Below are 20,141 nucleotides of genomic sequence, written 5' to 3'. Positions count from 1 at the left end.
GGGAGAAAGCCGGATGGCGGACGAATTCGAGATCATTCCGGTGCTCGACCTGCGCCACGGAACGGTGGTGCGGGCGCGGGCCGGAGACCGTGCTTCCTATGCCCCGATCGTGACGCCCTTGGCAAAGGGGTCGGCGCCGGCGGACGTCGCCCGCGGGCTCCTGGCGGCGGTGCCGGCCCGCATCCTCTACGTGGCCGACCTCGACGCGATCGTCGACCGCGCGGCCCCCGACCGGGCGAGCCTCGCCGCGATCGCGGCCGCCTGCCCCGGCATCACCCTCTGGGTCGATGCGGGATTTTCCGGGCCGGCTGGGGTCGAGGCCTTCCTGGCGACCGGTCTCGGCCGGCCGGTGATCGGCAGCGAGAGCCAGGCCGACGAAGGGCTCGTGCGCGCCCTGGGGGAGCGTGCCGTGTTCTCGCTCGATACGCGGGAGGGCGAGCGCCTCGGGCCGTCCAGCCTGCACGACACGCCGGCCCACTGGCCGCGCGACGTCATCGTGATGACCCTCGGGCGGATCGGCGTCGGGGCGGGGCCGGACCTCGACCGTCTGGCGGCGGTGGCGGCGTCGAGCCCGGCGACGCGTCTCTACGCGGCGGGCGGTGTGCGGGGCCCGGCGGATGTGGAGGTCCTGCGCCGCCGCGGCGTGGCCGGCGCCCTCGTGGCCTCCGCCATCCATGACGGGACGCTGCGCGGCTGAGGGCGCGCCCAAAAAAGAGGGGCGGCCCGAAGGCCGCCCCGTCTCATGTTCATCGTCCGAGGAAGATGGAAGCCAGTCGCTGGAGCAGGCCCCGCGGTGCGGGCGGAGGCGCGCTCTGCCCAGGACTGCCCCCGATCTAAGCGTTCGACGCGAAGGGGTGCGACGCGGAGTTGCGCTGCTCGGTGACGACGGCAGCGGTGGGCTCGCCCTTGACGGCGCGCTCGATGGAGAGCTTCACGGCGTCGTAGTTGTACTTCTGGATCTTGGCGTCGTCGGCCGCTTCCCAGTGAATGAACACGCCGACCAGGATGAACAGGTCGTCGGCCTCATCGGCGGGAATCGTGCCCTCGGCCACGCAATCCTGAACGGCCTTGGCGACACCGTGCTGGGCAGGGCCGAACATCTGGACGGCCTGACGGGCGTCGTTGATGGTGACCTTGTTGAACATCAGGGTGTTGGGCTTGCAGGGCAGGTTCGGCGCGATGACCGCGAGCAGGCTGGTGAAGCCGTGCTTGTTGTTCACGAGGCCGTTGCAGAAAGCGGCCTCGGCCGGCGAACCGCGCGGTCCGATGATCAGATCGATGTGGGCGACTTCGTTGCCATCGCCGACGAGGGCTTCGCCGACCAGAACCTTGTTGATCTTCGCCATGTGGGGTTTCTCCCAAAGTCTTGAAAAGACGTGGCCGCTCCCGAGCTCAGGGGGCGGCCGGCAGCTATCCTTGTTCACGGCGTCCAGTCCATCGAGGGACCGGACCGGTTAGCCCGGATCGCGGCGCGGACCCTACTCTGGGGTCCGGCCGGGAACAACCCTGCGCAGCCCGGTCGGCTTGGCAATTTATTCATCGGTGGACGGAACCTTCCCGAGAGGCCGTGAAATCCCGGTCGATCGGCCGGTTTCAGGCTTCGGCCCGGAGGAGGCGGTCGAGGAACAGCGTCGCCACCGTGAAGTCCGCGCTGGTGCCCGGATTGAGTCGGGCCGCCTTCCAGGCGCGGTCCCGGTCGAGGAGGGCGTCCACGGGGGCCGCGGCGAGATCGAGGGCGAGCAGCGCCTCGGCCTCGGCCCGCAGGGCCTCCGCCCGGTCGGGGCCGTGCTTGCGCGCCACGTGGCTGTCGGGCACCCGGGCGAGATAGGCGAGATACAGGGCGGTGGTGCACCAGGGAGGGGCGAGACCCCGCGCCCGGGCCGCGGCCAGGGCCGGCAGGCCGATGGCGAACAGATCGGCGAAGCCCGTCACGTAGGCCCGCGCGATGGCGTCGCGCGGGGCGGCCTCCGCCATGGCGGCCCGAAGCGAGGCGGGGCTTTGTGGATCGGGACCCTGCGAATCGGTGACGTCGTAGCGCTCGGCCCGGCCGAGGCCGCCCGGATTGGCCCGGCGGATCGCCGCGAAGACGTCGCGGGCATCGGCGGCGTCGAAGTCGTCGAGCACGGTGGCGAGGGCGGCCCGCAGCGGAGGGGCGCTCTCCGCCGCCCGGGCGAGGGGCGCGCAGAGGAGCAGGATGCCGAGATTGGTGTTCTGGCCGACGCGGTCCATCGTCGCCTCGACGGCCCGGAGCACCCGCCGGCCGACCGGCGCGCCCGCCTCGGCCAGGGCCGGAGCCGAGACCTCGGCGCTCGTCACGAAATCCGCCACCGCCATGCGGTGGCCGTCGGCGAAGGCGTGGACGTTGCCGGGCTTCAGGGCGTCGAGCTCGTCGAGGCAGCTCGCGCGGTAGGCGGCGGCGACGGTCCCGGGTGCCATCATCCGAGGGCCGAGACGAGGCGGGGCGGACGGGCGGCCCGCACGGCGTTGAGGAAGCCGCGGGCGACGGCGAGGGCGATGTCGACCTCGGTGACCTGCTGCAGCCCGGACCAGGCCGGCATCGAGTTCACCTCCAGCACGAGGTAGCCCCCCTGCCCGTCCTCGACGAGGTCGATGCCGGAATAGTCGACGCCGACCGCCGCGGCGGCGCGCTCGGCGAGCTCGGCCGCGGCGGGCGGCATCGCCCAGGCCAGGGGCCGGCCCCCGCGATGGACGTTGGTGATCCAGCCGTCGCCCTCGCGGATCATGCCCGCGATGGCGCGGCCCTCGCAGACGAAGACCCGGTAGTCGCGCCACAGCCCGTCGGTGCGGGCGATGTAGCGCTGCAGGTAGTAGACCCGGGACACCGCCTCCTCGTCTGGCAGGTCCTCGGGGTGCTCGATCAGCTGGAGGCCCTCGCCCTGCGAGCCGAAGAGCGGCTTCAGCACCAGGGGACGGCCGGGGCGGGCCTCCCGGGCCACGACCGCGGCGGCGGCGTCCCGCTTCGAGAGCACGTAGGTCTCCGGGGTCGGCAGGCCGGCCCGGTCGATGAGCAGGCTCGTCATCGCCTTGTCGACCGAGCGCTCGATCGCGCTCGGGGAATTCCACACGGTCGTGCCGCTGGCCACCAGGGCGTGCAGCACGCCTAGGCGCATGGTGGTCGCCTCGAAGGTGCCCCCCGCGATGGTGCGCAGGAGGACGCCGTCCGGCAGGGTCTCGAAGCCGGGCACCCGCAGGGGCTCGGGGCCCCCCGTCACCACCGCGACGTCGGCCATGGAGAACAGCACCGGCGCGGCGCCGAGCTGTTCGAGGGCGGCCCTCAGGCGTGCCTTGTGCCAGTTGCCGTTATCGGCCGCGAGCCCGATCCGCATGCTTTCTCACAACCTCAACGTCGGTTCCCTCTCCCCCCTGCGGGAGAAGGTGGCCCGCGTCAGCGGGTCGGATGAGGGGAGCGCCATATCCGGATACGTCGCCCCCTCTCCCGCCTGCTCCGCAGGTACCCTCCCCCGCAGAGGGGGGAGGGTTCTTGCACGTCCGCTCAGCGGAACGACGCCTCGACCAGCTCCGGCATCAGCTTGCCACCGCGAAAACTCTTGCCGGTGGTGACCGAGGTCACGATGACCTCGGCCGGGCTGAAGAGCGCGCCGTCGATCTTGTAGAAATCGCCGTTCACCCGGGAGAAGATGTCGGCGAAGGGCGCGCCGTGGTCGGCGGAGTTCGACGAGGGGATCTGCTCGGCGAGCTGCCGGGCGTCGGCCTCGTCGGCCTCGACGAAGAGCTGCACCCGGCCACCGTAGATGATGGCGTCGTTGGTGCGGCCCATGGCCTGGATGAAGTCCGGGTGCGGTGGCGAGAGCGGCGCGGAACCGATGCCGTCCACGATCGTGTGCAGGTCGAAGCCGACCGTGTGGGCCTTGTGCAGGGCCACCTCGAGGACGCGGGCGACGACCTGGGTCGAGCCGGCCAGGCTCTGGGTCGGGGCGTAGATGAAGGTGAGCTGCTCGGGGCTGAGGCCGGTGGCCTCGGCCACCTTGGCGATGACGGAGGCCGGCGGGCCGCCGGCGGCTTCCAGCACCAGGGCGGTCCGCTGCGCGGTGTCCTTGTAGCCGAGCTCGCCGTAGAGGTCCTCCACCGCCGCGACGGCGCGGCCGGGGCCGGAGCCGAGGGCGAAGAAGCCCGAATCCCCGGTCTCGTCGGCCAGCGACCAGCCGGCATACTGGCTGCCGAGGCAGGCGATGACCGGATCGGCGGCGTGCACGATCACCGAGTAGGGCCAGGACGCGATCGGGCCGGACGGCGCGATCGAGACGGTGCCGAGGCCGCCGAGACAGATCTCGGCGATGCGGCGGCCGGCCTCGATGGAGCCGCGCACGGTGGCGCCGGCATCGATCATGCGGGCGCCGTTCTCGGTGGTCACGGACAGGCGCAGGGCCTCGGCATCGGCGACCAGCCGCTCCACCAGGGGAGCGGTCAGAGCGTTGACGCTCGGAAACGGGAATTTCGCGCCGCTCGGGCTCGTGGTCATGGGTGTCCCTCCGTCAGGGCGAGCTGGATCCGCAATTCGGCGGCCCGGCCTCGCAACATCGCTCTCGTGGCGGCCGAGTCCGGCCCTGTGGCGAACAGGGTGCACAGGGGCGCGTGGCGCGCCACCGTGGTGCCGGGTCTTGGGCGGTCGCGCACGAAATCCGGCCAGGTGATCGGCGGTATCGGCGCGTAGCCGCTGGCCGCGTAGCAGATTTCGGACGCCGCCGCATCCACCGGTGCGGGTTCGGGATCGCCGAGGCGGCCGAGGCTCGCGGCGATATGCAGGCCGAGCAGGGGTGTCGCGCGCCGGTCGAGCACGTCGAGGGTCGCCCCCGGGCGGGGATTGATCTCGGTCAGCCACCAGGCCTCGCCGTCGATGAGGCAGTCGGCGCTGGCGAGGCCGGCGAGGCCGGTCGCCGCCGCGAGGCGGGTCACGCCCGCGACGATGTCCGTCTGCAGACGTGGCTCGAGGATCGGTGGTTCGTGGCGGCCCCGTTCCAGAGCGCCGGCATAGCGGAAGGGGTGCAGGGGAGACGGGGCGCACCATTGCTCGGTCACGCCCACGACTCGGACGGCGCCGCCGGCAGCCAGGACCGAGATTGCGACGGCGCGGCCCGGCACCCGGGCCTGAAAATAGGCTCCGGGCGGCGCCGCACCGGCGGTCGCCCGGCGGATGTGGGTGCCGCCCGAGCCCCCGGCCCGCTTGAGGAGCCAGGCGGACCGATCCGGCACGGGGGCGCGGGTCACGGCCGGGTGCGGCACGCCGTGCGCCCGGCACAGGGCCGCGAAGGTGGCCGGGTCCTTCAGCGCACCGACGCAATCCGGGCTCGCGCCGAGGAGACGGTAGCGGCCCGCGATGGCCCGCATCAGCGCGGGCGCCGCCTCGAAGCCGCTGCCCAGCACAATGCCGAGGGGCTTTTCCGATCCCAGGGACGCGAGTTCGTCCAAGCGGGCGACGAGGGCATCACCCGCGAGCCCGGCCCCGAAGCGGCCCTCGGCCTGGCGGTACCCCTCGGCCAGCGCCTGCGTGTCGGCATCGCCGAACAGGTCGAGCACGAGGGGCCGCAGGCCCGCCCGCCGGGCCGCCTGAGCCAGGGCGCGGCCGGACTGGGCGGCGACGAGGAGGGTCTGTCCGGGGCCCAGCCCCGGGTGGGCCGCCCTCAGCCCGCCACCTCGACCGCCAGGGTGTAGGCATCGCGAAAATCGAGGCAGAGGGGCTCGTGGGATTCGAGCATGCGGCGGAACAGGCGGGATTCGGTCTGGTACTTGACGTTGCCGACCGCCAGCGCGCCGATGCCGACGCCCCGGCCCGTGGGCAGGGGCACGTCGATGGCGTTGACGTCGATGCCAGCGATGCCGGCGGGCGGCACGGCGTTGACGTCGGAGGCCACGAGCAGGTTCGGGGCGGATTCGAGATCCTCCGCCGTCAGGATCGGGATGCCGGCCGGGCCGGCCGAGAGGATGACGTCGGCTTTCGTGATCGCGGCGCGGCGGGCGGCGACGGTGGAGCCGTCCACGGCCTCGACCTCGACGCCGAAGCGCCAGCGCATGGTGTTGGCGATCTTGCTGACCCGCTCCTCCCCGTCATGGCCGACGATCACCGCGTTGGCGCCGTGGAGGGCGCCGATCACGGCCGCGACATAGGCGACGACGCCGGCCCCGCCGAAGATCACGATGCGCTTGCCCTCGAGGCCGGTGTCGAACTTCGATTTCAGGGCGCGGGTCACCTCGGCCACCATCGCGGCGCCGGTGGTGAAGGAGCCGGCGGGGTCGGCGAAGATGTGGTTGGCGAAGGGCGGCACCAGGGCCTTCTTGGCCCGGTCGACCATGTCGAGGGCGTCCTCGGCGTTCTTGCCGCCGATGAAGATGCCGGTGCGGACGCCGTCCTGGGGGCTACGCGAGAAGATCGAGTCCTGGACCAGGGTCGTCACGTCCGCGAGCGTGGCGTTGGTGTAGGTCGCGATCGTCTCGAAGCCCGCATCCACCGCCATGTTCACGTCGAACGGGCTCATGTGCTTCAGGGGCGTGATCATGTGCAGGATCGAGCGGGCCATCGTCGGACTCCCTTCGTGCTGTGACGCGGCCCGATCGTGCGCGGAGGCGTCGAATTGTCAAAGCCCGCCGGGTTCGGGTGGGCGGAAGCTCGGCTCTAGCGGGATTCGTCTTAAAGCGCGGTGACCGACGCGCCGGTGTTGCGTCCCCGGGCGATCAGGAACCTGAGGGGACCCGGCCGCTCCAGCATGCCCACGAGGGCGCGGGCCTCGGCCTCCGAGGGCACCAGGGCGAAGCCGGTGGGGCCCCAGGAGCTCTGGCCGTAGCCGGCGAGTCCGAGGTCGGCGACGGCGGCGAGCGCCGCGGCCACGGCGGGGCTGGCGAAGCGCCCGCCCTGGTGGGGCGCGAAGTGGTCGCCGATGAGCTGCTGGATCCGGGTGATGCCGGCGCCGAACCCCTCCGGCTCGGCCGTGACCGCGGCCGGCAGCACCTGCATCAGCACGATGCGGCAGATCTCGGCCGCCTGCGCCTCCGGGAAACGCGGCAGGTCGCGGAAGGCCGCGACCTCGCGGGTGCCGTGGACGCCGGTCATCTCGGTGTCGAGGATCAGCACCACGCGCCAGGCCTCCGGATAGGCCAGGCGGGCGATCACCGGCGGCGGGTTGCCGTCGGGGTCGCGGCCGCCGTCGACGATGAGGCCCCCCTGGGTGAAGGCCGCGAGGCCGACCCCCGAGCGGTTCCCCCGGTCGAGGGCGTCGGCGAAATCCTCCGGCGCGAAGGGGCGCCCGGCCAGGCCCGCCAGCGCGGCCGCCACGCTGAGCGCCAGCTGCGTGCCGGAGCCGAAGCCCGCATGGGCGGGGATCGCCGATTCGATGGTCAGTGCGGCGTGACCGGCGATGCCGAGGTGGCCCGCGGCCGCCAGCGCGTAGGCGGCGGCCCGGCGTGCCTCCGGCCCGGTCACGTCGAGGCGCTCGGCCGGACGGGCGGTCAGGGTCACGGCGGGGGCGTCGAGGGCGAGGCCGATGCTGCCGAAGCGCCGGCCGAGGCCGCCATGCAGGTCGAGGAAACCGAAATGCAGGCGGGCCGGGGCGTGCACGCGAAGGCCGGCGCCGGGTCCGCCCGGCCCGCTTGGGATCCGCATCACGTCGATCCCCTCCATCGTGCCCCGTCCTCCCCGCTCCGAACGGCCTCGTGCCCCCGCGGGCCGCCGATCCCGCGCCGCCGGCTTCTCCCACGGAGCGCCGACCCGTCGCAAGCGCATCGGACAAATCTCCCGCCGCGGTGCCGGGCGTCTGATTCGCCCGACGCGGTTCAGGGGGGTTGCCTGGGGGGCGGCGGCGATGCAAACGTGCCGCCCCAACGACACGGACTGGCTCAGTCCCGCCGTGCGCGACGCCGAATACGGCGCGCGCCGGGCCCTCGATTTTCCAAGGTGCAACGCATGGCGGCCTGGGTGAAGGGTGGTGCGACGGACGCGGACGCGGCGGTGGAGGCCGCCGCCACGCTCCTCGCTTCAGCGCAGAATGTTGTCCTGGCGGGGCTCTGCGCCGAGTTGAGCGCGGTGCGCGCCGCCTACCATCTCGCCGACGCCCTCGGTGCCTCCGTCGATCCCGTGGCTGGCCCGAGCCTCTATGCCGAGCTCGGATCGCTCAGCCGCAGCGGGGCCATGACGACGACGCCCGCCGAGGCCGTCGGCCGGGCCGATGCGGTCCTCATCGTGGGCAACGCCCCCTGGGACCGCCCCATCGTCCAGGACATCGCCGGCACGCAGGCGACGCGGGGCCGCGCCGCCGGTTCCGAGCGGGTGATCCTGTCCCTGGGCGGCCCGCGCAACGGCGCCACCCGACACGTGGCCTATCCGGCCGAGGCCGGCGGCCTCGCCGTCTCGGTCGCGCATCTGCGCGCCTTCCTGAAGGGCAACCTCGGCGGCGAGGCGGCCTATGCCGACCTGGCCCGGCGCCTTGCCGCCGCGCAGTACGGCGTCGTGCTGTACGACCCGGCCGAGATCGGCGAACTGGGCGTCGAGATGCTCCAGGGCATGATCAAGGACCTCAACGAGGTCACGCGCTTCTTCGGCCTGCCCCTCGCCGATCCGTTCCAGGGCCGTGCCCTCCTGCAGCTCGCCGCCTGGACCACCGGCCAGGCCCCCCGCGTCGGTTTCGGCCGGCACGTGCCCGAGCACGATCCCTGGCGCTTCGACAGCGCCCGCCAGATCGCCGCCGGCGAGGCGGACGCCGCCCTGTGGCTCGCCTCCCTGCCCGCCCCGCGCCCCGACTGGCTCGGCACCCTCCCCAGCGTCGCCATCGTGGGCGTCGGCAGCCCGGAGGCCGGCGGCGACGTCGCCGACGTGGTCTTCGCCGTGGGCGTTCCCGGCGAGAGCGCCGGCGGCAGCCTGTGGGACGAGCGCCGGGCGGCGATCACCTACGCGCCGGCCCCCGGCCCGACCGCCGAGCTGAGCGCGGCCGGCATCCTCACCGCCATCCACGATCGACTTCAACACCGCCTCATGCAGAAGAAGGCCGCCGCATGCTGATCCGGATTCACGGAGGCCGGGTCGTCGACCCGACGGCCGGCCGCGACGCGGTCGGCGAGGTCTGGATCGAGAACGGGCGCGTCGTGCCCGCCTCCGACCGCGCGCCCGATCGCACCGTCGACGCCACCGGCTGCGTGGTGATGGCGGGCGGCGTCGAGGTCCATTCGCACATCGCCGGCGGCAACGTGGTGATGAGCCGCCTGCTGCTGCCCGAACTCTACGCCAGCGAGGCCGCGCCCGAGGGCCATCCCTTCGCGCATGCGGGCGGCTCGGCCGCCTGGATCGGCGCGAACTACGCCCGGATGGGCTACACCCTGGCGGTCGAGCCGGCGATGCCGCCCGCCAACGCGCTCGCCACCCAGCTCGAGCTCGCCGACATCCCGCTGCTCGACCGCGGCGCCCTGACGGTGATGGGCAACGACGACCACCTGCTCCAGCTCCTGCGGGCGCGCGAGGGCAAGGCGGCGGTGCGCGACCTCGTCGCCCTCTCGGTGGCGACCTCGCGGGGCCTCGGCGTCAAGTGCATCAACGCGGGCGGCGCCTCGGCCTTCAAGGACGGGATGCTGAAGCTCAGCCTCGACGACGAGATCCCGGTCTACGGCCTCTCCACCCGCAAGATCATGGGCGCCCTCCTCGACGCGGTCGAGGAGATCGGCGTGCCGCACCCCCTGCACGTCCACTGCAACAACCTCGGCATCCCGGGCGCCGACGAGTCCTTCGTGGACACCCTGGAGGCGGCGGAGGGGCGGCGCATCCACTTCGCCCATGCCCAGTTCTACGGCTACGGCGTCGCCGACCCCGAGAACCCCCTCACGGGCGGCTTCCGCTCGGCGGCCGAGCGCATCACCGAGGCCATGGAGGCGCACCCCAACGCCACCTACGACGTCGGCCAGGTCGCCTTCGGCCAGACCGTGACGATCTCCCTCGACATCCTGCGCCAGTTCGCCGGTCGCAAGGGCGCCAACCCGAAGAAGTGGATCGTCACCGCGGGCGACGCGGAGGGCGGCGGCGTGGTGCCGTTCCTCTACAAGCCGCGCGGCGCCGTGAGCTCCCTGCAATGGGCGATCGGCCTCGAGCTCATGCTCCTGTCCAAGGAGCCGGAGCGCACCATCCTGACCACCGACCATCCGAACGGCGGTCCCTTCACCGACTACCCGCGCATCATCCACTTCCTGATGGACAAGGAGGAGCGCGACCGCGAGATATCCTCCCTGCACAAGGTGATCGCCGAGCGCTCCGGCCTCTGCGCCATCGAGCGCGAGTACAGCTTCTCGGAGATCGCCCAGCTGACGCGCTCGGGTCCCGCCAAGCTCCTCGGGCTCGCCGATCGCGGCCATCTGCGCGAGGGCGCCCGGGCCGACGTCGCGATCTACCGCGACGACCCCGACCGCACGGCCATGTTCGCCCGCGCCAAGCTGGTGCTCAAGGACGGCGAGACCATCGTGGAGGACGGCGAGGTGGTGGCCTGGCGCTCGGGCCGCACCCTGGAACTCGCCGTCGAGTCCGACAAGGCGATGGTGGCCCGCTCCGAGACCTACCTGCAGGACCGCTTCGGCACCGGCCTGAAGAGCTTCGCGGTGCCGGACGAGGCCTTCCCGAAGCCGGACGTGTTCGCGGAGGTCGCATGTCGGTCGTGAGAAAGATGCGTTGCGTGGGGACGGGTGACTGAGATGACGGACCTCACCCTCAACGGCATTCCGGTGATCGACACCTTCGCGGAGGCGTTCGACGTCGCCGGAACGGCGATCATCATCACCAACGACACGGCCAAGTGGGCGATGATCGCCGCCACCGTGATGACGGGCTTCGCCACCTCGGTGATCGGCTGCGGCGCCGAGGCCGGGATCGACTGCGAGCTCTCCCCCGAGGAGACCCCGGACGGGCGCCCCGGCGTGCGCGTGCTGCTGTTCGGCTTCGAGCCGAACGGCCTCAAGGACCAGCTCCTCAAGCGGGTCGGCCAGTGCATCCTCACCTGCCCGGGCACCGCCTGCTACGCCGGCGTGGACGGCCCCACGAAGATCAAGCTCGGCGGCGCGATCCGCTACTTCGGCGACGGCTTCGCGGTGGCCAAGCGCCTGACCGACCCGGTCACCGGCAAGGCCCGGCGCTACTGGCGCATCCCCGTCATGGACGGCGAGTTCCTGTGCGAGGACTTCGTCCGCGCGGTGGACGGCGCGGTCGGCGGCGGCAACCTGCTGTTCCTCGGGCGCAAGCACGCCGACACCCTGAAGGTCGCCGAGATCGCCGTGGAGGCCGCCCGCGCGGTCTCCGGCGCGATCCTGCCCTTCCCGGGCGGCATCGTCCGCTCCGGCTCGAAGGTGGGCGCGCGCACCAAGGGCATGATGGCCTCGACCAACGACGCCTATTGCCCGACCCTCAAGGGCCGGGCCGGCACCGAGCTCTCGGCCGAGGTCGGCGTCGTGCTGGAAATCGTCATCGACGCGCTCACCTCCGACGCGGTGGCCGAATCCATGCGCGCGGCCCTGCATGCGGCGACCGAAGCGGGGGCGGCGCACGGGCTCGTGGCCGTCACGGCCGGCAATTACGGCGGCAATCTCGGCCGCCACCATTATCATCTGAAGAACCTGCTCTCGAAGGAGCCGGGCAGCGAGGCTGGAGCGGCATGAGTACCCTCACCCTGCGCCAGGAGCCGCCGGAGCGGCTCGATTTCCGGCACGTCACCCCGCTCGCGCTCAGCGGCCTGACCGAGGCCGAGGCGGGCAAGCTCCCCGTCGGCACGGGCCGGCGCGGCCTGACGCTCGGCGATTGCTTCACGCTGTCCCTCGACGGCTCCGACGACCTCGTCATCGAGGGGGGCTCGTCGCGCCTCGACCGGGTCGGCGCATCGCTCAGCGGCGGCCGCATCCGGGTCACCGGCGATGTCGGGCAGCGCCTCGGCGAAGGCATGGCCGGCGGCTCGGTGACGGTCACGGGTTCGGCCGGTCCCTTCGCGGGCTCGGGCGCCACCGGCGGCACGATCACGATCGAGGGCGATGCCGGCGACCATGCCGGCGGCGCGGTCTACGCCGCCAAGGCCGGCCTCGACGGCGCCACCCTGGTGATCCGCGGCAGCGCCGGCGACTATCTCGGCGACCGCATGCGGCGTGGCCTGATCCTGGTCGGCCGGGCGGGCGCCCATGCGGGCGCGCGGATGATCGCCGGCACCATCGCGGCGACGAGTCTGGGCGACCATCCGGGCTATGGCATGCGACGGGGCACCCTCCTGGCCGGCGCCGTCGGGGCCCTGTCCCCGAGCTTCGTCGAGACCGGCACGCACGATCTCGTGTTCCTGCGCCTCCTGGCCCGCTCGCTGCGCCCCCTCAGCCCGGCCCACGCGGATCTCGCCGCCGGGGCCCTGACGCGCTACTCGGGCGACCTCGCCACCCTCGGCAAGGGCGAGCTCTGGGTGGCGGCCTGAGGCCGTCTCCGGCTCTTTCGGGCGCGCCCACGGCGAACCGGAGGGCCGGGCCCACCGTCTTGGCCCCGGAGGGGCGGCCCTCGATGCCGGGCCAATGACCCTCCGGACTTGCACAATCCTCCCGATCGGACAATTTTCTGCGTCCGCGGGCGGTACCATAGTGCCGGTGTCCCGCTTGTCCCCAGCGCGAACCCGGCCTCCTCATGCTCATCCTGCTCTCGATCTGCCTCCTGTCGCAGCCCTCGCAGTGCCGCGAGGACAAGATCGACCTCTCGTTCGAGGCGCGCAGCCCGAACATCTGCCTACGCAACTCCCAGAGCGCCATCGCCAAGTGGCAGGCGGAGCACCCGGAATGGCAGGTGACGCGGTGGCGCTGCGCCGTCCGGGGCAGCCAGCCGCGCGACCTGTAAGCGGGGCGCCCGCGATCAGGGGCGCGCGCCCCGCGCCCGCCGCGCGGCAACGCTTGCAACCGAACCGGCCCTGAGCCTACAGAGCATGCGCGCCCGATGTTGATCGCAAGGTCGTCGGAGCAGACGGGATGATCAGGCAAACGCGGAATGCAGTGCAGTCCGGGTGGCCGTCCTGGTCAAGGCCCGAGAAACACGTCGGGACGATTGCGCAAGACGGTTTGGCAGGACGATCGGGCAAGACGATGTCGGCACGACCATGCGCTCGCTGAAGGTCCGGTTCGCGCTCCTGCTCGGCGGCACCGCGCTCCTCGTGGTCCTGGCGGCCCTCGGCGTCCTCGCCTCGATCGGCGCCGCCGAGCGCACCATCGACCGGACGCTGGCGGCCCAGGGGCGCCTCGAACTTCTGGTCGAACTCTCCGGGCGCATGACCCAGTACGGGCTCGCCGCCCTGGAGGCGGTGAGCAACCCGGATGCGCAGCCGGAGGGACTCGCGGTGGCGCGCGCCCATGTCGACCGCGCCCTGGTGGCGGTGGACGAGGCCCTGGGGCGCTCCATCACGTCGAGTGACGACCCCCTCGACCGCACCCAGTACGCCGCCCGCACCCGGCCCCTCGCCCAGCTGCGCGCGGCCCGCGCCGTCCTCGACCGGCAGGTGACCCAGGTGCTGCGCCAGTCGGAGGACGAGTCGCGCCGGGCGGCGATCCGGGGCGCCCTGAACGGCTTCGGTGCCATGACCGGGCAACCGCTCTCCTTCCTGATCGAGGTGGAGCGGCGCTCGATGATCGCCGGCTCGGACGCGGCGCGCGCGCTCTCCGGCACCCTGCGGGTCGCGTCGCTGGCCGCCGTGGCGGGGGCGCTCGCCCTCGTGCTCCTGCTCTACCGCGCGGTGACCCGTCCCGTGCTGGCCCGGATCGAGGCGGTGCGCCGCGCCGCCGGCGCCGTGGGCCGGGGCGAGCTTGACACCCGCCTGTCGGTGGCGACCCGCGACGAACTCGGCCTGCTCGTGGCGAACTTCAACCGCATGGCCGCCCGCCTCGCCCGGCGCGAGGGCCGGCTCGCGGCCGACCGGGCCGCCCTGGAGGACACGGTGGCGGCCCGCACCCTCGATCTGCGCGCCGCCAATGCCCGCCTGGAGGCGGTGGACCGCTCGCGCCGGCGCTTCTTCGCCGATGTCAGCCACGAGCTGCGCACGCCCCTCACGGTCATCCTGGGCGAATGTGACATCGCGGCCCGCTCGGCCGGGCGCCAGACCGACGTCACCCCGGTCTTCGCCACCATCCGCAAGCGCGCCCTGCGCCTGAAGCGCCGGGTCGAGGACCTGCTGCGCGTCGCCCGCTCCGAATCGGGGCAGATCGAGCTCGACCGCCGCCCGGTGGGCGCGGGGGAGATCCTCGCCGACGCCGTCGACGGCATGGGCTCCGAGGCCGCCCGCCGCCGCGTGGCGCTGAGCCTCGCTCTGGTCGAGGCCGACCCGATGCTGCTCGCCGACCGGGAATGGCTGCGCCAGGTGGTCGAGAGCCTGATCGACAACGCCCTGCGCCACGCCACCGGGCTCACCCGGGTGGTGGTCGCCCTGGCGCGGGCGGAGGGGGGGCACGCGGTGGTGACGATCACCGACGACGGGCCCGGCTTCCCCGACCTCGGCGACGGCCTGTTCGAGCGCTTCCGCCGTGACAGCCCCACGGGAGAGGCCGGCTTCGGCATCGGTCTGGCCCTGGCGCGCTGGGTCGTGGAGCGGCATGATGGCACGATCCGCCTCGGGGCGGGTCCGGGCGGGCGCGGTGCGCAGGTGGCCCTCGACCTGCCCGCGCTGTCCCCCAGCGACGCCGAGCATCCCCCCTCGCCTCACCCGACGGGCGCCCAGGAGACCGTGGCATGACGCGCGTACTGATCGTCGAGGATGACAGCGACATTCGCGCCATGCTCGCCCGCGGCCTGGAGGCGGAGGGCTTCTCCGTCGGCGTCGCCGGACGGGTCGACGACGCCCTCGCGGCCGCCCGCGCCGAGGCGCCCGAGGCGGTGGTTCTCGACATCACCCTGCCGGACGGCTCCGGCCACGATGTCTGCCGCTCCCTGCGCGAGGGCGGCTATCCGGGGCCGATACTCTTCCTCTCCGCCCGGGACGAGGTCCGCGACCGCGCCGAGGGGCTGGCGCTCGGGGCCGATGACTACATCGTGAAGCCCTTCGTCTTCGACGAGCTCCTGGCCCGCCTCCAGACCCACCTCCTGCGCCGCAAGGCCTCGGAGGAGCCCCGCACCCTGGTCACCGCCGGCAAGCTGATGCTCGACCTGACCGTCCGTCAGGTCGGATTCGCGGATGCGACGGCGCGCCTCACCCCCCGCGAGGCCGAGCTCCTCGCCCTGCTGATGGACAACGCCAATCACCCGGTCTCGCGGGGCGACATCTTCGACAAGCTCTGGGCCGGCCAGGGCGGCCTCTCCCTGAATGTCGTCGATGTCTACGTGGGTTACCTGCGGACCAAGCTGTCCGACTTCGTCCGCCTCGGCGGCCCGGTCATCGTCACGGTGCGTGGCCGGGGCTTCATGCTGGACCTGAAGGGACAGGATTTCCGGCACTGAAACGGGCATGCCGCGTTAACGCCGACACCGGATTCGCGGGGGTGGACGGGAGGAACCGGCAATTTAGCGCTTGAACTGCCGGGCCAAATTGTCGATACCAGCGCGGCGACAGAAATCTCTGCGCCGTCAGTGTCTTACGATCTTCTTAGAGGCGATCGGGATGCTGCTGACGTTCAGAAGAAACCTTCAGGAGAAACACCATGACCTGGGCTGCCCCCATCGTTTCCGAGATCTGCGTCGGCATGGAAGTCACCAGCTACGAGTCGGCTGAGATCGACACCTTCAACTGAGTTTCGTCGAACCCGAGGGTCCGAAGGCAGCGTCGGTTCCACCATGCATGTCCTGATCCTCGGTTCGGCCGCGGGCGGCGGCCTTCCCCAATGGAATTGCCGCTGCCCGATCTGCTCCCTCGCCCGTGAGGACGAGACCCGCGTCAGGCCGCGGACCCAGTCGAGCATCGCTGTCTCCCCCGATGGAGAGCGCTGGCTCCTGGTGAACGCCTCCCCCGATCTCCGCCAGCAGCTGTTCGACAATCCGGCGATGCACCCGCGCACGGGGCTGCGGCACTCGCCGATCCAGGCCGTGCTGCTGACCAACGGCGACGTCGACCACGTCGCCGGCCTGCTGACGCTGCGCGAGGGCCAGCCCTTCACCCTCTACGGCACCGCCGGCATCCTCGACTCCGTCAACGCCAACCGGGTGTTCGACGTGATGGCCACGGGCGTCGTCGCCCGCGAGCCGATCGCCCTCGACCGGCGCTTCGAGCCGGTGCCGGGCCTGCACGTCACCCTGTTCGCGGTGCCCGGCAAGGTGCCCCTCTGGCTGGAGGACGAGACCCTGCAGATCGGCGCCGAGACCGAGACCACGGTGGGCGCGATGATCGAGGCCGGCGGGCGGCGCCTCGCCTACATTCCCGGCTGCGCCCGCGTCACCGAAGACCTGAAGGCCCGCATCGGCGGGGTCGACGGCCTGCTCTTCGACGGGACCGTGCTCCTCGACGACGACATGATCCGCGCCGGCGTCGGCACCAAGACCGGCTGGCGCATGGGCCACGTGCCGATGACCGGCGAGGGCGGCTCCATCGCGGCCCTGTCCGACGTCGCGATCGGCCGCCGGGTTTTCGTCCACATCAACAACACCAACCCGGTGCTGGTCGAGGGCTCCGAGGCGCGGCGCCAGGTCGAGGCCGCGGGCTGGACCGTGGCCCATGACGGTTTGACGCTGACTCTTTCGTGAGGCGTCCATCTGGCAGTTTAGTGCCGACGACATACATTGTGTCCGATTGAATTGCGTCGGCGCGCCCGTGGCCTTCACGGGGCGCGGCGCGATTGATAAGAAAAGTTCCTAAAACCGCTCCACGCTGATCCGCGAGCCACGCCATGACCGCGCCCTTCCCGACCCCGAAGACCGATGAGGCCCAGCGCCTGCTCTCGCCGGAGGAGCTGGAAGCGGCCCTGCGCGACATCGGCGCGCGCCGCTACCACAACCTGCACCCGTTCCACCGGCTCCTGCACGACGGCAAGCTCAGCAAGGATCAGGTCCGGGCCTGGGCGCTGAACCGCTACTATTATCAGGCGATGATCCCGGTGAAGGACGCCGCCGTCCTCGCGCGCATGACCGACGCGTCCCTGCGCCGGGTCTGGCGCCAGCGCATTGTCGACCACGACGGCGACGCCCCCGGCGACGGCGGCATCGAGCGCTGGCTCAAGCTCGCCGAGGGCGTGGGCTTTGCCCGCGACTACGTGGAATCGACGCAAGGCATCCTGTCGGCCACCCGGTTCTCGGTGGATGCCTACGTGCACTTCGTGAAGGAGCGCTCGCTGCTGGAGGCCATCGCCTCCTCGCTCACCGAGATGTTCTCGCCGACCATCATCTCGGAGCGGGTGGCCGGGATGCTGAAGAACTACGACTTCATCACCAAGGACACGCTGGCCTATTTCGACAAGCGCCTGACCCAGGCTCCGCGCGATGCCGACTTCGCCATCGCGTACGTCAAGGAGCACGCCACCACGCCGGCCCTGCAGCGCCAGGCGATGGACGCCCTGACCTTCAAGTGCAATGTGCTCTGGACCCAGCTCGACGCCCTCTACTTCGCCTACGTGGCCCCCGGCCTGACCCCGCCCGACGCCTGGACGCCCGGCACGGGGCTCGTCCCCGAGCCCGCCGTGGCGCAGGCGGCCGGGACCGGCACCCTCGCGGCGCACGACGTGCCGCGCCTGCCCCGGGGCGTGCGACTGCGCCACGATGCCGTGCGCAACCAGCACGTCCTCCTGGCGCCCGAGCGCACCTTCGACCTCGACGCCAACGCGGTGGCGGTCCTCGAACTGGTCGACGGGCAGCGCAGCGTGCGCGCCATCGCCGCCCTGCTGGGCGAGAAATTCACGGCGGACCCCGCCGTGATCGAGGCCGACATCCTCGTGATGCTGAACGATCTCGCCACGAAACGGGTCCTGGAGCGATGAACGCGATCACGCCGAACGCCCCCACCCTGCCGGCACCGGTCGGACTCCTGGCGGAGCTCACCCATCGCTGCCCCCTGCGCTGTCCCTACTGCTCGAACCCGCTCGAGCTCGACCGGCGCTCGGGCGAGCTCGACACCGCCACGTGGCAGCGGGTGCTGACGGAGGCGGCGGGCCTCGGCGTGCTGCACGTCCACCTCTCGGGCGGTGAGCCGACGGCGCGCAACGACATCGTCGAGATCACCGCGACCTGCGCGAAACTCGGCCTGTATTCCAACCTCATCACCTCCGGCGTCGGGGGCGCCCTGCAGAAGCTCGACGCGCTCTACGAGGCGGGCCTCGACCACGTGCAGCTCTCGGTGCAGGGCGTCGACGCGGCCAATGCCGAGAAGATCGGCGGCCTCAAGAACGCCCAGCCGCAGAAACTCGCCTTCGCCGAGCGGGTGACCCAGCTCGGCCTGCCGCTGACGCTGAACTCGGTGATCCACCGGGGCAACATCCACGAGGTCGAGGGCTTCATCGATCTCGCGGTGAAGCTCGGGGCCAAGCGCCTGGAGGTGGCCCACACCCAGTATTACGGCTGGGCCTACGTGAATCGCGCCGCCCTGATGCCGAATAAAGCGGAGGTCGACCGCTCGATCCGCATCGTCGAGGCCGCACGCGAGCGCCTGAAGGGCCAGCTCGTCATCGACCTCGTGGTGCCGGACTACTACGCGAAATACCCCAAGGCCTGCGCCGGCGGCTGGGGGCGCAAGCTCATGAACGTGACGCCGCAGGGCAAGGTGCTTCCCTGCCACGCGGCCGAGACGATCCCGAACCTCGAATTCTGGTACGTGTCCGACCATTCGCTCGGCGACATCTGGGCGAACGCGCCGGCCTTCACGGCCTATCGCGGCACGGACTGGATGCAGGAGCCCTGTCGCTCCTGCGACCGGCGCGAGAAGGACTGGGGCGGCTGCCGCTGCCAGGCCCTGGCTCTCGCCGGGGATGCGGCGGCCACCGATCCGGCCTGCTCGCTCTCGCCGCTCCACGCCAAGGTGCGGGGCCTCGCCGCCGAGGAGGCGGCCGAGACCCCGCCCGACTACATCTACCGGACCATCGGCAGTAACGTGCAGCCCAATGTGCGTCCGCCGCTGAATGAGGAAGCGCCGCTTTGAAGCCCGTCACACTCTCCGCGCTGCTGATGCTCTCCGGCGCACCCGCCCTCGCCCAGACCCCGCCGACCACCCCCGCGCCACCGGCGACGCCCGACGCGTCCGCCGTGACAAAGGCCAGCACCGCGACGACGCCCGACGCCTCGGACCTGCTCTTCGAGCAGCCGCAGATGAAGAACGTCCCGCCGGGGTCGAAGCTGACCTACGATTACCTGCGCCGCAGCGGCATCTCGAAGGGCCCGTTCGGACCGCCGCTGAACGACACGATCAAGCTCGGGATCGAGCCCGGCAACGCCGCGGAGAACCGCAATATCCGCGTGGAGATGTTCTCCGGGGCCAACCGTTTCCCGGCCGGCCCGTTCGAGGACATGCCCGGCAACCCGGTGATGACGCTCTTCCTCGAGCACCATCTCATGGATCTCGCCCGCGTGCTGATGGCCAATCCGCGCTACATCAAGAACGCCATTCGCAAGGGCCTGCGCGACAACGCCACCGTGACGCCGATGCAGATCGACTACAAGGGCCAGAAGGTCGACGCCTGGCGCATCGAAACTCAGCCCTTCCTCGACGATAAGATGAAGGAGCGCATGCGCGGCTTCGAGAACCTGAAATACACCTTCGTCACGTCCGCGGCCGTGCCGGGCGAGCTCGTCTCGATCGAGGCGAGCTCCAAGAACGCCGAGGGCGGCGAACTCCTGCAGGAGAACCTGAGCTATGATCCGAACGCTGGTTAAGCGGCTCCCGCACCTCGCCGCCGGCGCCTGCGCCGCGGCCTTCCTGGCGGGTGCGGCGACCGCGGCCGAGTCTGAGAACGACTACCCCACGGAGGCACGGGCCGACTACATCTTCGGCTGCATGGCGGCGAACGGCCAGTCGCGCGAATCCTTGTCGCGCTGCTCCTGCTCCCTGGATGCCCTCGCCTCGCTGCTGCCCTACGACAAGTATGTCCAGGCCAGCACCGTGCTGTCCCTGCGCCAGGGCATCGGCCAGCGCACGGCCCAGTTCAAGTCGACCAAGGTCTTCGACGATCAGGTGGCCGACCTGCGCCGGGCCCAGGCCGAGGCCGAGATCCGCTGCTACCGCGGCGGGACCTGA

General features: G+C 71.9%; 21 protein-coding genes. 14 read left to right on the top strand and 7 right to left on the bottom strand.

What is annotated here, in order from left to right; all coding sequences use genetic code 11:
* Positions 1–13 precede the first annotated feature (13 nt).
* Entirely contained in the window at positions 14–697 is a 684-nt protein-coding gene (locus ASG51_RS20680; protein WP_056220320.1) for a HisA/HisF-related TIM barrel protein, read from the top strand.
* Positions 698–833: 136 nt separating this feature from the next.
* On the opposite strand, the gene fae is transcribed toward ASG51_RS20680, so the two are convergent.
* The 7 genes from fae to ASG51_RS20645 form a co-directional block, all read right to left on the bottom strand.
* Positions 834–1,346 carry a formaldehyde-activating enzyme gene (gene fae / locus ASG51_RS20675; protein ID WP_056220318.1) on the bottom strand — a complete coding sequence of 171 codons (513 nt, stop codon included), beginning with the start codon at positions 1,344–1,346 and terminating at the stop codon, positions 834–836.
* A gap of 247 nt (positions 1,347–1,593) precedes the next feature.
* Positions 1,594–2,439, bottom strand: coding sequence for a triphosphoribosyl-dephospho-CoA synthase (locus ASG51_RS20670; protein WP_056382761.1), 846 nt, complete (start codon positions 2,437–2,439; stop codon positions 1,594–1,596).
* Positions 2,436–3,347, bottom strand: a complete 912-nt coding sequence (locus tag ASG51_RS20665) for a RimK family alpha-L-glutamate ligase (RefSeq protein ID WP_056220313.1) — start codon at positions 3,345–3,347, stop codon at positions 2,436–2,438. Before ASG51_RS20665 ends, ASG51_RS20670 begins: the two co-directional genes overlap by 4 nt.
* Before the next feature lie 167 nt (positions 3,348–3,514).
* Positions 3,515–4,501, bottom strand: a complete 987-nt coding sequence (gene mch, locus ASG51_RS20660) for a methenyltetrahydromethanopterin cyclohydrolase (protein ID WP_056220310.1) — start codon at positions 4,499–4,501, stop codon at positions 3,515–3,517.
* Entirely contained in the window at positions 4,498–5,556 is a 1,059-nt protein-coding gene (locus ASG51_RS20655; protein WP_082514160.1) for an ATP-grasp domain-containing protein, read from the bottom strand. Before ASG51_RS20655 ends, mch begins: the two co-directional genes overlap by 4 nt.
* A gap of 104 nt (positions 5,557–5,660) precedes the next feature.
* The gene (locus tag ASG51_RS20650) at positions 5,661–6,554 is read right to left on the bottom strand and encodes an NAD(P)-dependent methylenetetrahydromethanopterin dehydrogenase (protein WP_056270619.1); all 894 of its coding nucleotides are present in this window, start codon (positions 6,552–6,554) and stop codon (positions 5,661–5,663) included.
* Between the two features lie 110 nt (positions 6,555–6,664).
* Complete coding sequence (locus ASG51_RS20645) at positions 6,665–7,633, bottom strand: beta-ribofuranosylaminobenzene 5'-phosphate synthase family protein (protein ID WP_056270703.1); 969 nt, start codon at positions 7,631–7,633, stop codon at positions 6,665–6,667.
* Between the two features lie 300 nt (positions 7,634–7,933).
* Between ASG51_RS20645 and ASG51_RS20640 the strand changes: the two genes are divergently transcribed.
* The 13 genes from ASG51_RS20640 to ASG51_RS20580 all read left to right on the top strand — a co-directional run bounded on the left by ASG51_RS20640 (position 7,934) and on the right by ASG51_RS20580 (position 20,141).
* Positions 7,934–9,025: a hypothetical protein gene (locus ASG51_RS20640; protein ID WP_056270616.1), complete on the top strand. Its 1,092-nt coding sequence runs from the start codon at positions 7,934–7,936 to the stop codon at positions 9,023–9,025.
* Entirely contained in the window at positions 9,019–10,662 is a 1,644-nt protein-coding gene (locus ASG51_RS20635; RefSeq protein WP_056220298.1) for a formylmethanofuran dehydrogenase subunit A, read from the top strand. The genes ASG51_RS20640 and ASG51_RS20635 overlap by 7 nt, the downstream gene beginning before the upstream one ends.
* A 33-nt stretch (positions 10,663–10,695) precedes the next feature.
* Positions 10,696–11,652: a formylmethanofuran--tetrahydromethanopterin N-formyltransferase gene (gene fhcD, locus ASG51_RS20630; protein WP_056220295.1), complete on the top strand. Its 957-nt coding sequence runs from the start codon at positions 10,696–10,698 to the stop codon at positions 11,650–11,652.
* Complete coding sequence (locus ASG51_RS20625; protein WP_056220292.1) at positions 11,649–12,443, top strand: formylmethanofuran dehydrogenase subunit C; 795 nt, start codon at positions 11,649–11,651, stop codon at positions 12,441–12,443. The genes fhcD and ASG51_RS20625 overlap by 4 nt, the downstream gene beginning before the upstream one ends.
* A gap of 203 nt (positions 12,444–12,646) precedes the next feature.
* A complete protein-coding gene (locus ASG51_RS20620) occupies positions 12,647–12,853 on the top strand; it encodes a hypothetical protein (RefSeq protein WP_056270611.1) in 207 nt (68 codons plus the stop codon).
* Between the two features lie 256 nt (positions 12,854–13,109).
* Positions 13,110–14,732: a HAMP domain-containing sensor histidine kinase gene (locus ASG51_RS20615; protein WP_056382757.1), complete on the top strand. Its 1,623-nt coding sequence runs from the start codon at positions 13,110–13,112 to the stop codon at positions 14,730–14,732.
* Positions 14,729–15,433, top strand: a complete 705-nt coding sequence (locus ASG51_RS20610; protein ID WP_055951546.1) for a response regulator transcription factor — start codon at positions 14,729–14,731, stop codon at positions 15,431–15,433. Before ASG51_RS20615 ends, ASG51_RS20610 begins: the two co-directional genes overlap by 4 nt.
* Before the next feature lie 200 nt (positions 15,434–15,633).
* Positions 15,634–15,723, top strand: a complete 90-nt coding sequence (pqqA, locus tag ASG51_RS20605; RefSeq protein WP_055889187.1) for a pyrroloquinoline quinone precursor peptide PqqA — start codon at positions 15,634–15,636, stop codon at positions 15,721–15,723.
* 43 nt (positions 15,724–15,766) lie between these two features.
* Positions 15,767–16,669 carry a pyrroloquinoline quinone biosynthesis protein PqqB gene (pqqB, locus tag ASG51_RS20600; protein WP_056220280.1) on the top strand — a complete coding sequence of 301 codons (903 nt, stop codon included), beginning with the start codon at positions 15,767–15,769 and terminating at the stop codon, positions 16,667–16,669.
* Positions 16,670–16,812: 143 nt separating this feature from the next.
* Positions 16,813–17,895 (top strand): pyrroloquinoline-quinone synthase PqqC, encoded by a 1,083-nt coding sequence (gene pqqC, locus ASG51_RS20595; protein WP_056220277.1) that lies wholly within the window; start codon positions 16,813–16,815, stop codon positions 17,893–17,895.
* Positions 17,892–19,049: a pyrroloquinoline quinone biosynthesis protein PqqE gene (gene pqqE / locus ASG51_RS20590; protein WP_056382755.1), complete on the top strand. Its 1,158-nt coding sequence runs from the start codon at positions 17,892–17,894 to the stop codon at positions 19,047–19,049. The genes pqqC and pqqE overlap by 4 nt, the downstream gene beginning before the upstream one ends.
* Complete coding sequence (locus ASG51_RS20585) at positions 19,046–19,780, top strand: hypothetical protein (protein WP_200941365.1); 735 nt, start codon at positions 19,046–19,048, stop codon at positions 19,778–19,780. Before pqqE ends, ASG51_RS20585 begins: the two co-directional genes overlap by 4 nt.
* Positions 19,773–20,141: a hypothetical protein gene (locus tag ASG51_RS20580; RefSeq protein WP_156389802.1), complete on the top strand. Its 369-nt coding sequence runs from the start codon at positions 19,773–19,775 to the stop codon at positions 20,139–20,141. The genes ASG51_RS20585 and ASG51_RS20580 overlap by 8 nt, the downstream gene beginning before the upstream one ends.

Origin of the sequence: Methylobacterium sp. Leaf465, from assembly GCF_001424705.1 — a bacterium.
Classification (GTDB): Bacteria; Pseudomonadota; Alphaproteobacteria; order Rhizobiales; family Beijerinckiaceae; genus Methylobacterium.
The sequence above is the reverse complement of the archived record's forward strand: the minus strand, read 5'-3'. Positions and strand labels throughout refer to the sequence as shown.

Bases quoted from the DNA above. Each gene is read 5' to 3' on its own strand.
- ASG51_RS20680 (WP_056220320.1), top strand. From the start codon at position 14: ATGGCGGACGAATTCGAGATCATTCCGGTGCTCGACCTGCGCCACGGA.
- fae (WP_056220318.1), bottom strand. From the start codon at position 1,346: ATGGCGAAGATCAACAAGGTTCTGGTCGGCGAAGCCCTCGTCGGCGAT.
- ASG51_RS20670 (WP_056382761.1), bottom strand. From the start codon at position 2,439: ATGATGGCACCCGGGACCGTCGCCGCCGCCTACCGCGCGAGCTGCCTC.
- ASG51_RS20665 (WP_056220313.1), bottom strand. From the start codon at position 3,347: ATGCGGATCGGGCTCGCGGCCGATAACGGCAACTGGCACAAGGCACGC.
- mch (WP_056220310.1), bottom strand. From the start codon at position 4,501: ATGACCACGAGCCCGAGCGGCGCGAAATTCCCGTTTCCGAGCGTCAAC.
- ASG51_RS20650 (WP_056270619.1), bottom strand. From the start codon at position 6,554: ATGGCCCGCTCGATCCTGCACATGATCACGCCCCTGAAGCACATGAGC.
- ASG51_RS20645 (WP_056270703.1), bottom strand. From the start codon at position 7,633: ATGCGGATCCCAAGCGGGCCGGGCGGACCCGGCGCCGGCCTTCGCGTG.
- ASG51_RS20640 (WP_056270616.1), top strand. From the start codon at position 7,934: ATGGCGGCCTGGGTGAAGGGTGGTGCGACGGACGCGGACGCGGCGGTG.
- ASG51_RS20635 (WP_056220298.1), top strand. From the start codon at position 9,019: ATGCTGATCCGGATTCACGGAGGCCGGGTCGTCGACCCGACGGCCGGC.
- fhcD (WP_056220295.1), top strand. From the start codon at position 10,696: ATGACGGACCTCACCCTCAACGGCATTCCGGTGATCGACACCTTCGCG.
- ASG51_RS20625 (WP_056220292.1), top strand. From the start codon at position 11,649: ATGAGTACCCTCACCCTGCGCCAGGAGCCGCCGGAGCGGCTCGATTTC.
- ASG51_RS20620 (WP_056270611.1), top strand. From the start codon at position 12,647: ATGCTCATCCTGCTCTCGATCTGCCTCCTGTCGCAGCCCTCGCAGTGC.
- ASG51_RS20615 (WP_056382757.1), top strand. From the start codon at position 13,110: ATGCGCTCGCTGAAGGTCCGGTTCGCGCTCCTGCTCGGCGGCACCGCG.
- ASG51_RS20610 (WP_055951546.1), top strand. From the start codon at position 14,729: ATGACGCGCGTACTGATCGTCGAGGATGACAGCGACATTCGCGCCATG.
- pqqA (WP_055889187.1), top strand. From the start codon at position 15,634: ATGACCTGGGCTGCCCCCATCGTTTCCGAGATCTGCGTCGGCATGGAA.
- pqqB (WP_056220280.1), top strand. From the start codon at position 15,767: ATGCATGTCCTGATCCTCGGTTCGGCCGCGGGCGGCGGCCTTCCCCAA.
- pqqC (WP_056220277.1), top strand. From the start codon at position 16,813: ATGACCGCGCCCTTCCCGACCCCGAAGACCGATGAGGCCCAGCGCCTG.
- pqqE (WP_056382755.1), top strand. From the start codon at position 17,892: ATGAACGCGATCACGCCGAACGCCCCCACCCTGCCGGCACCGGTCGGA.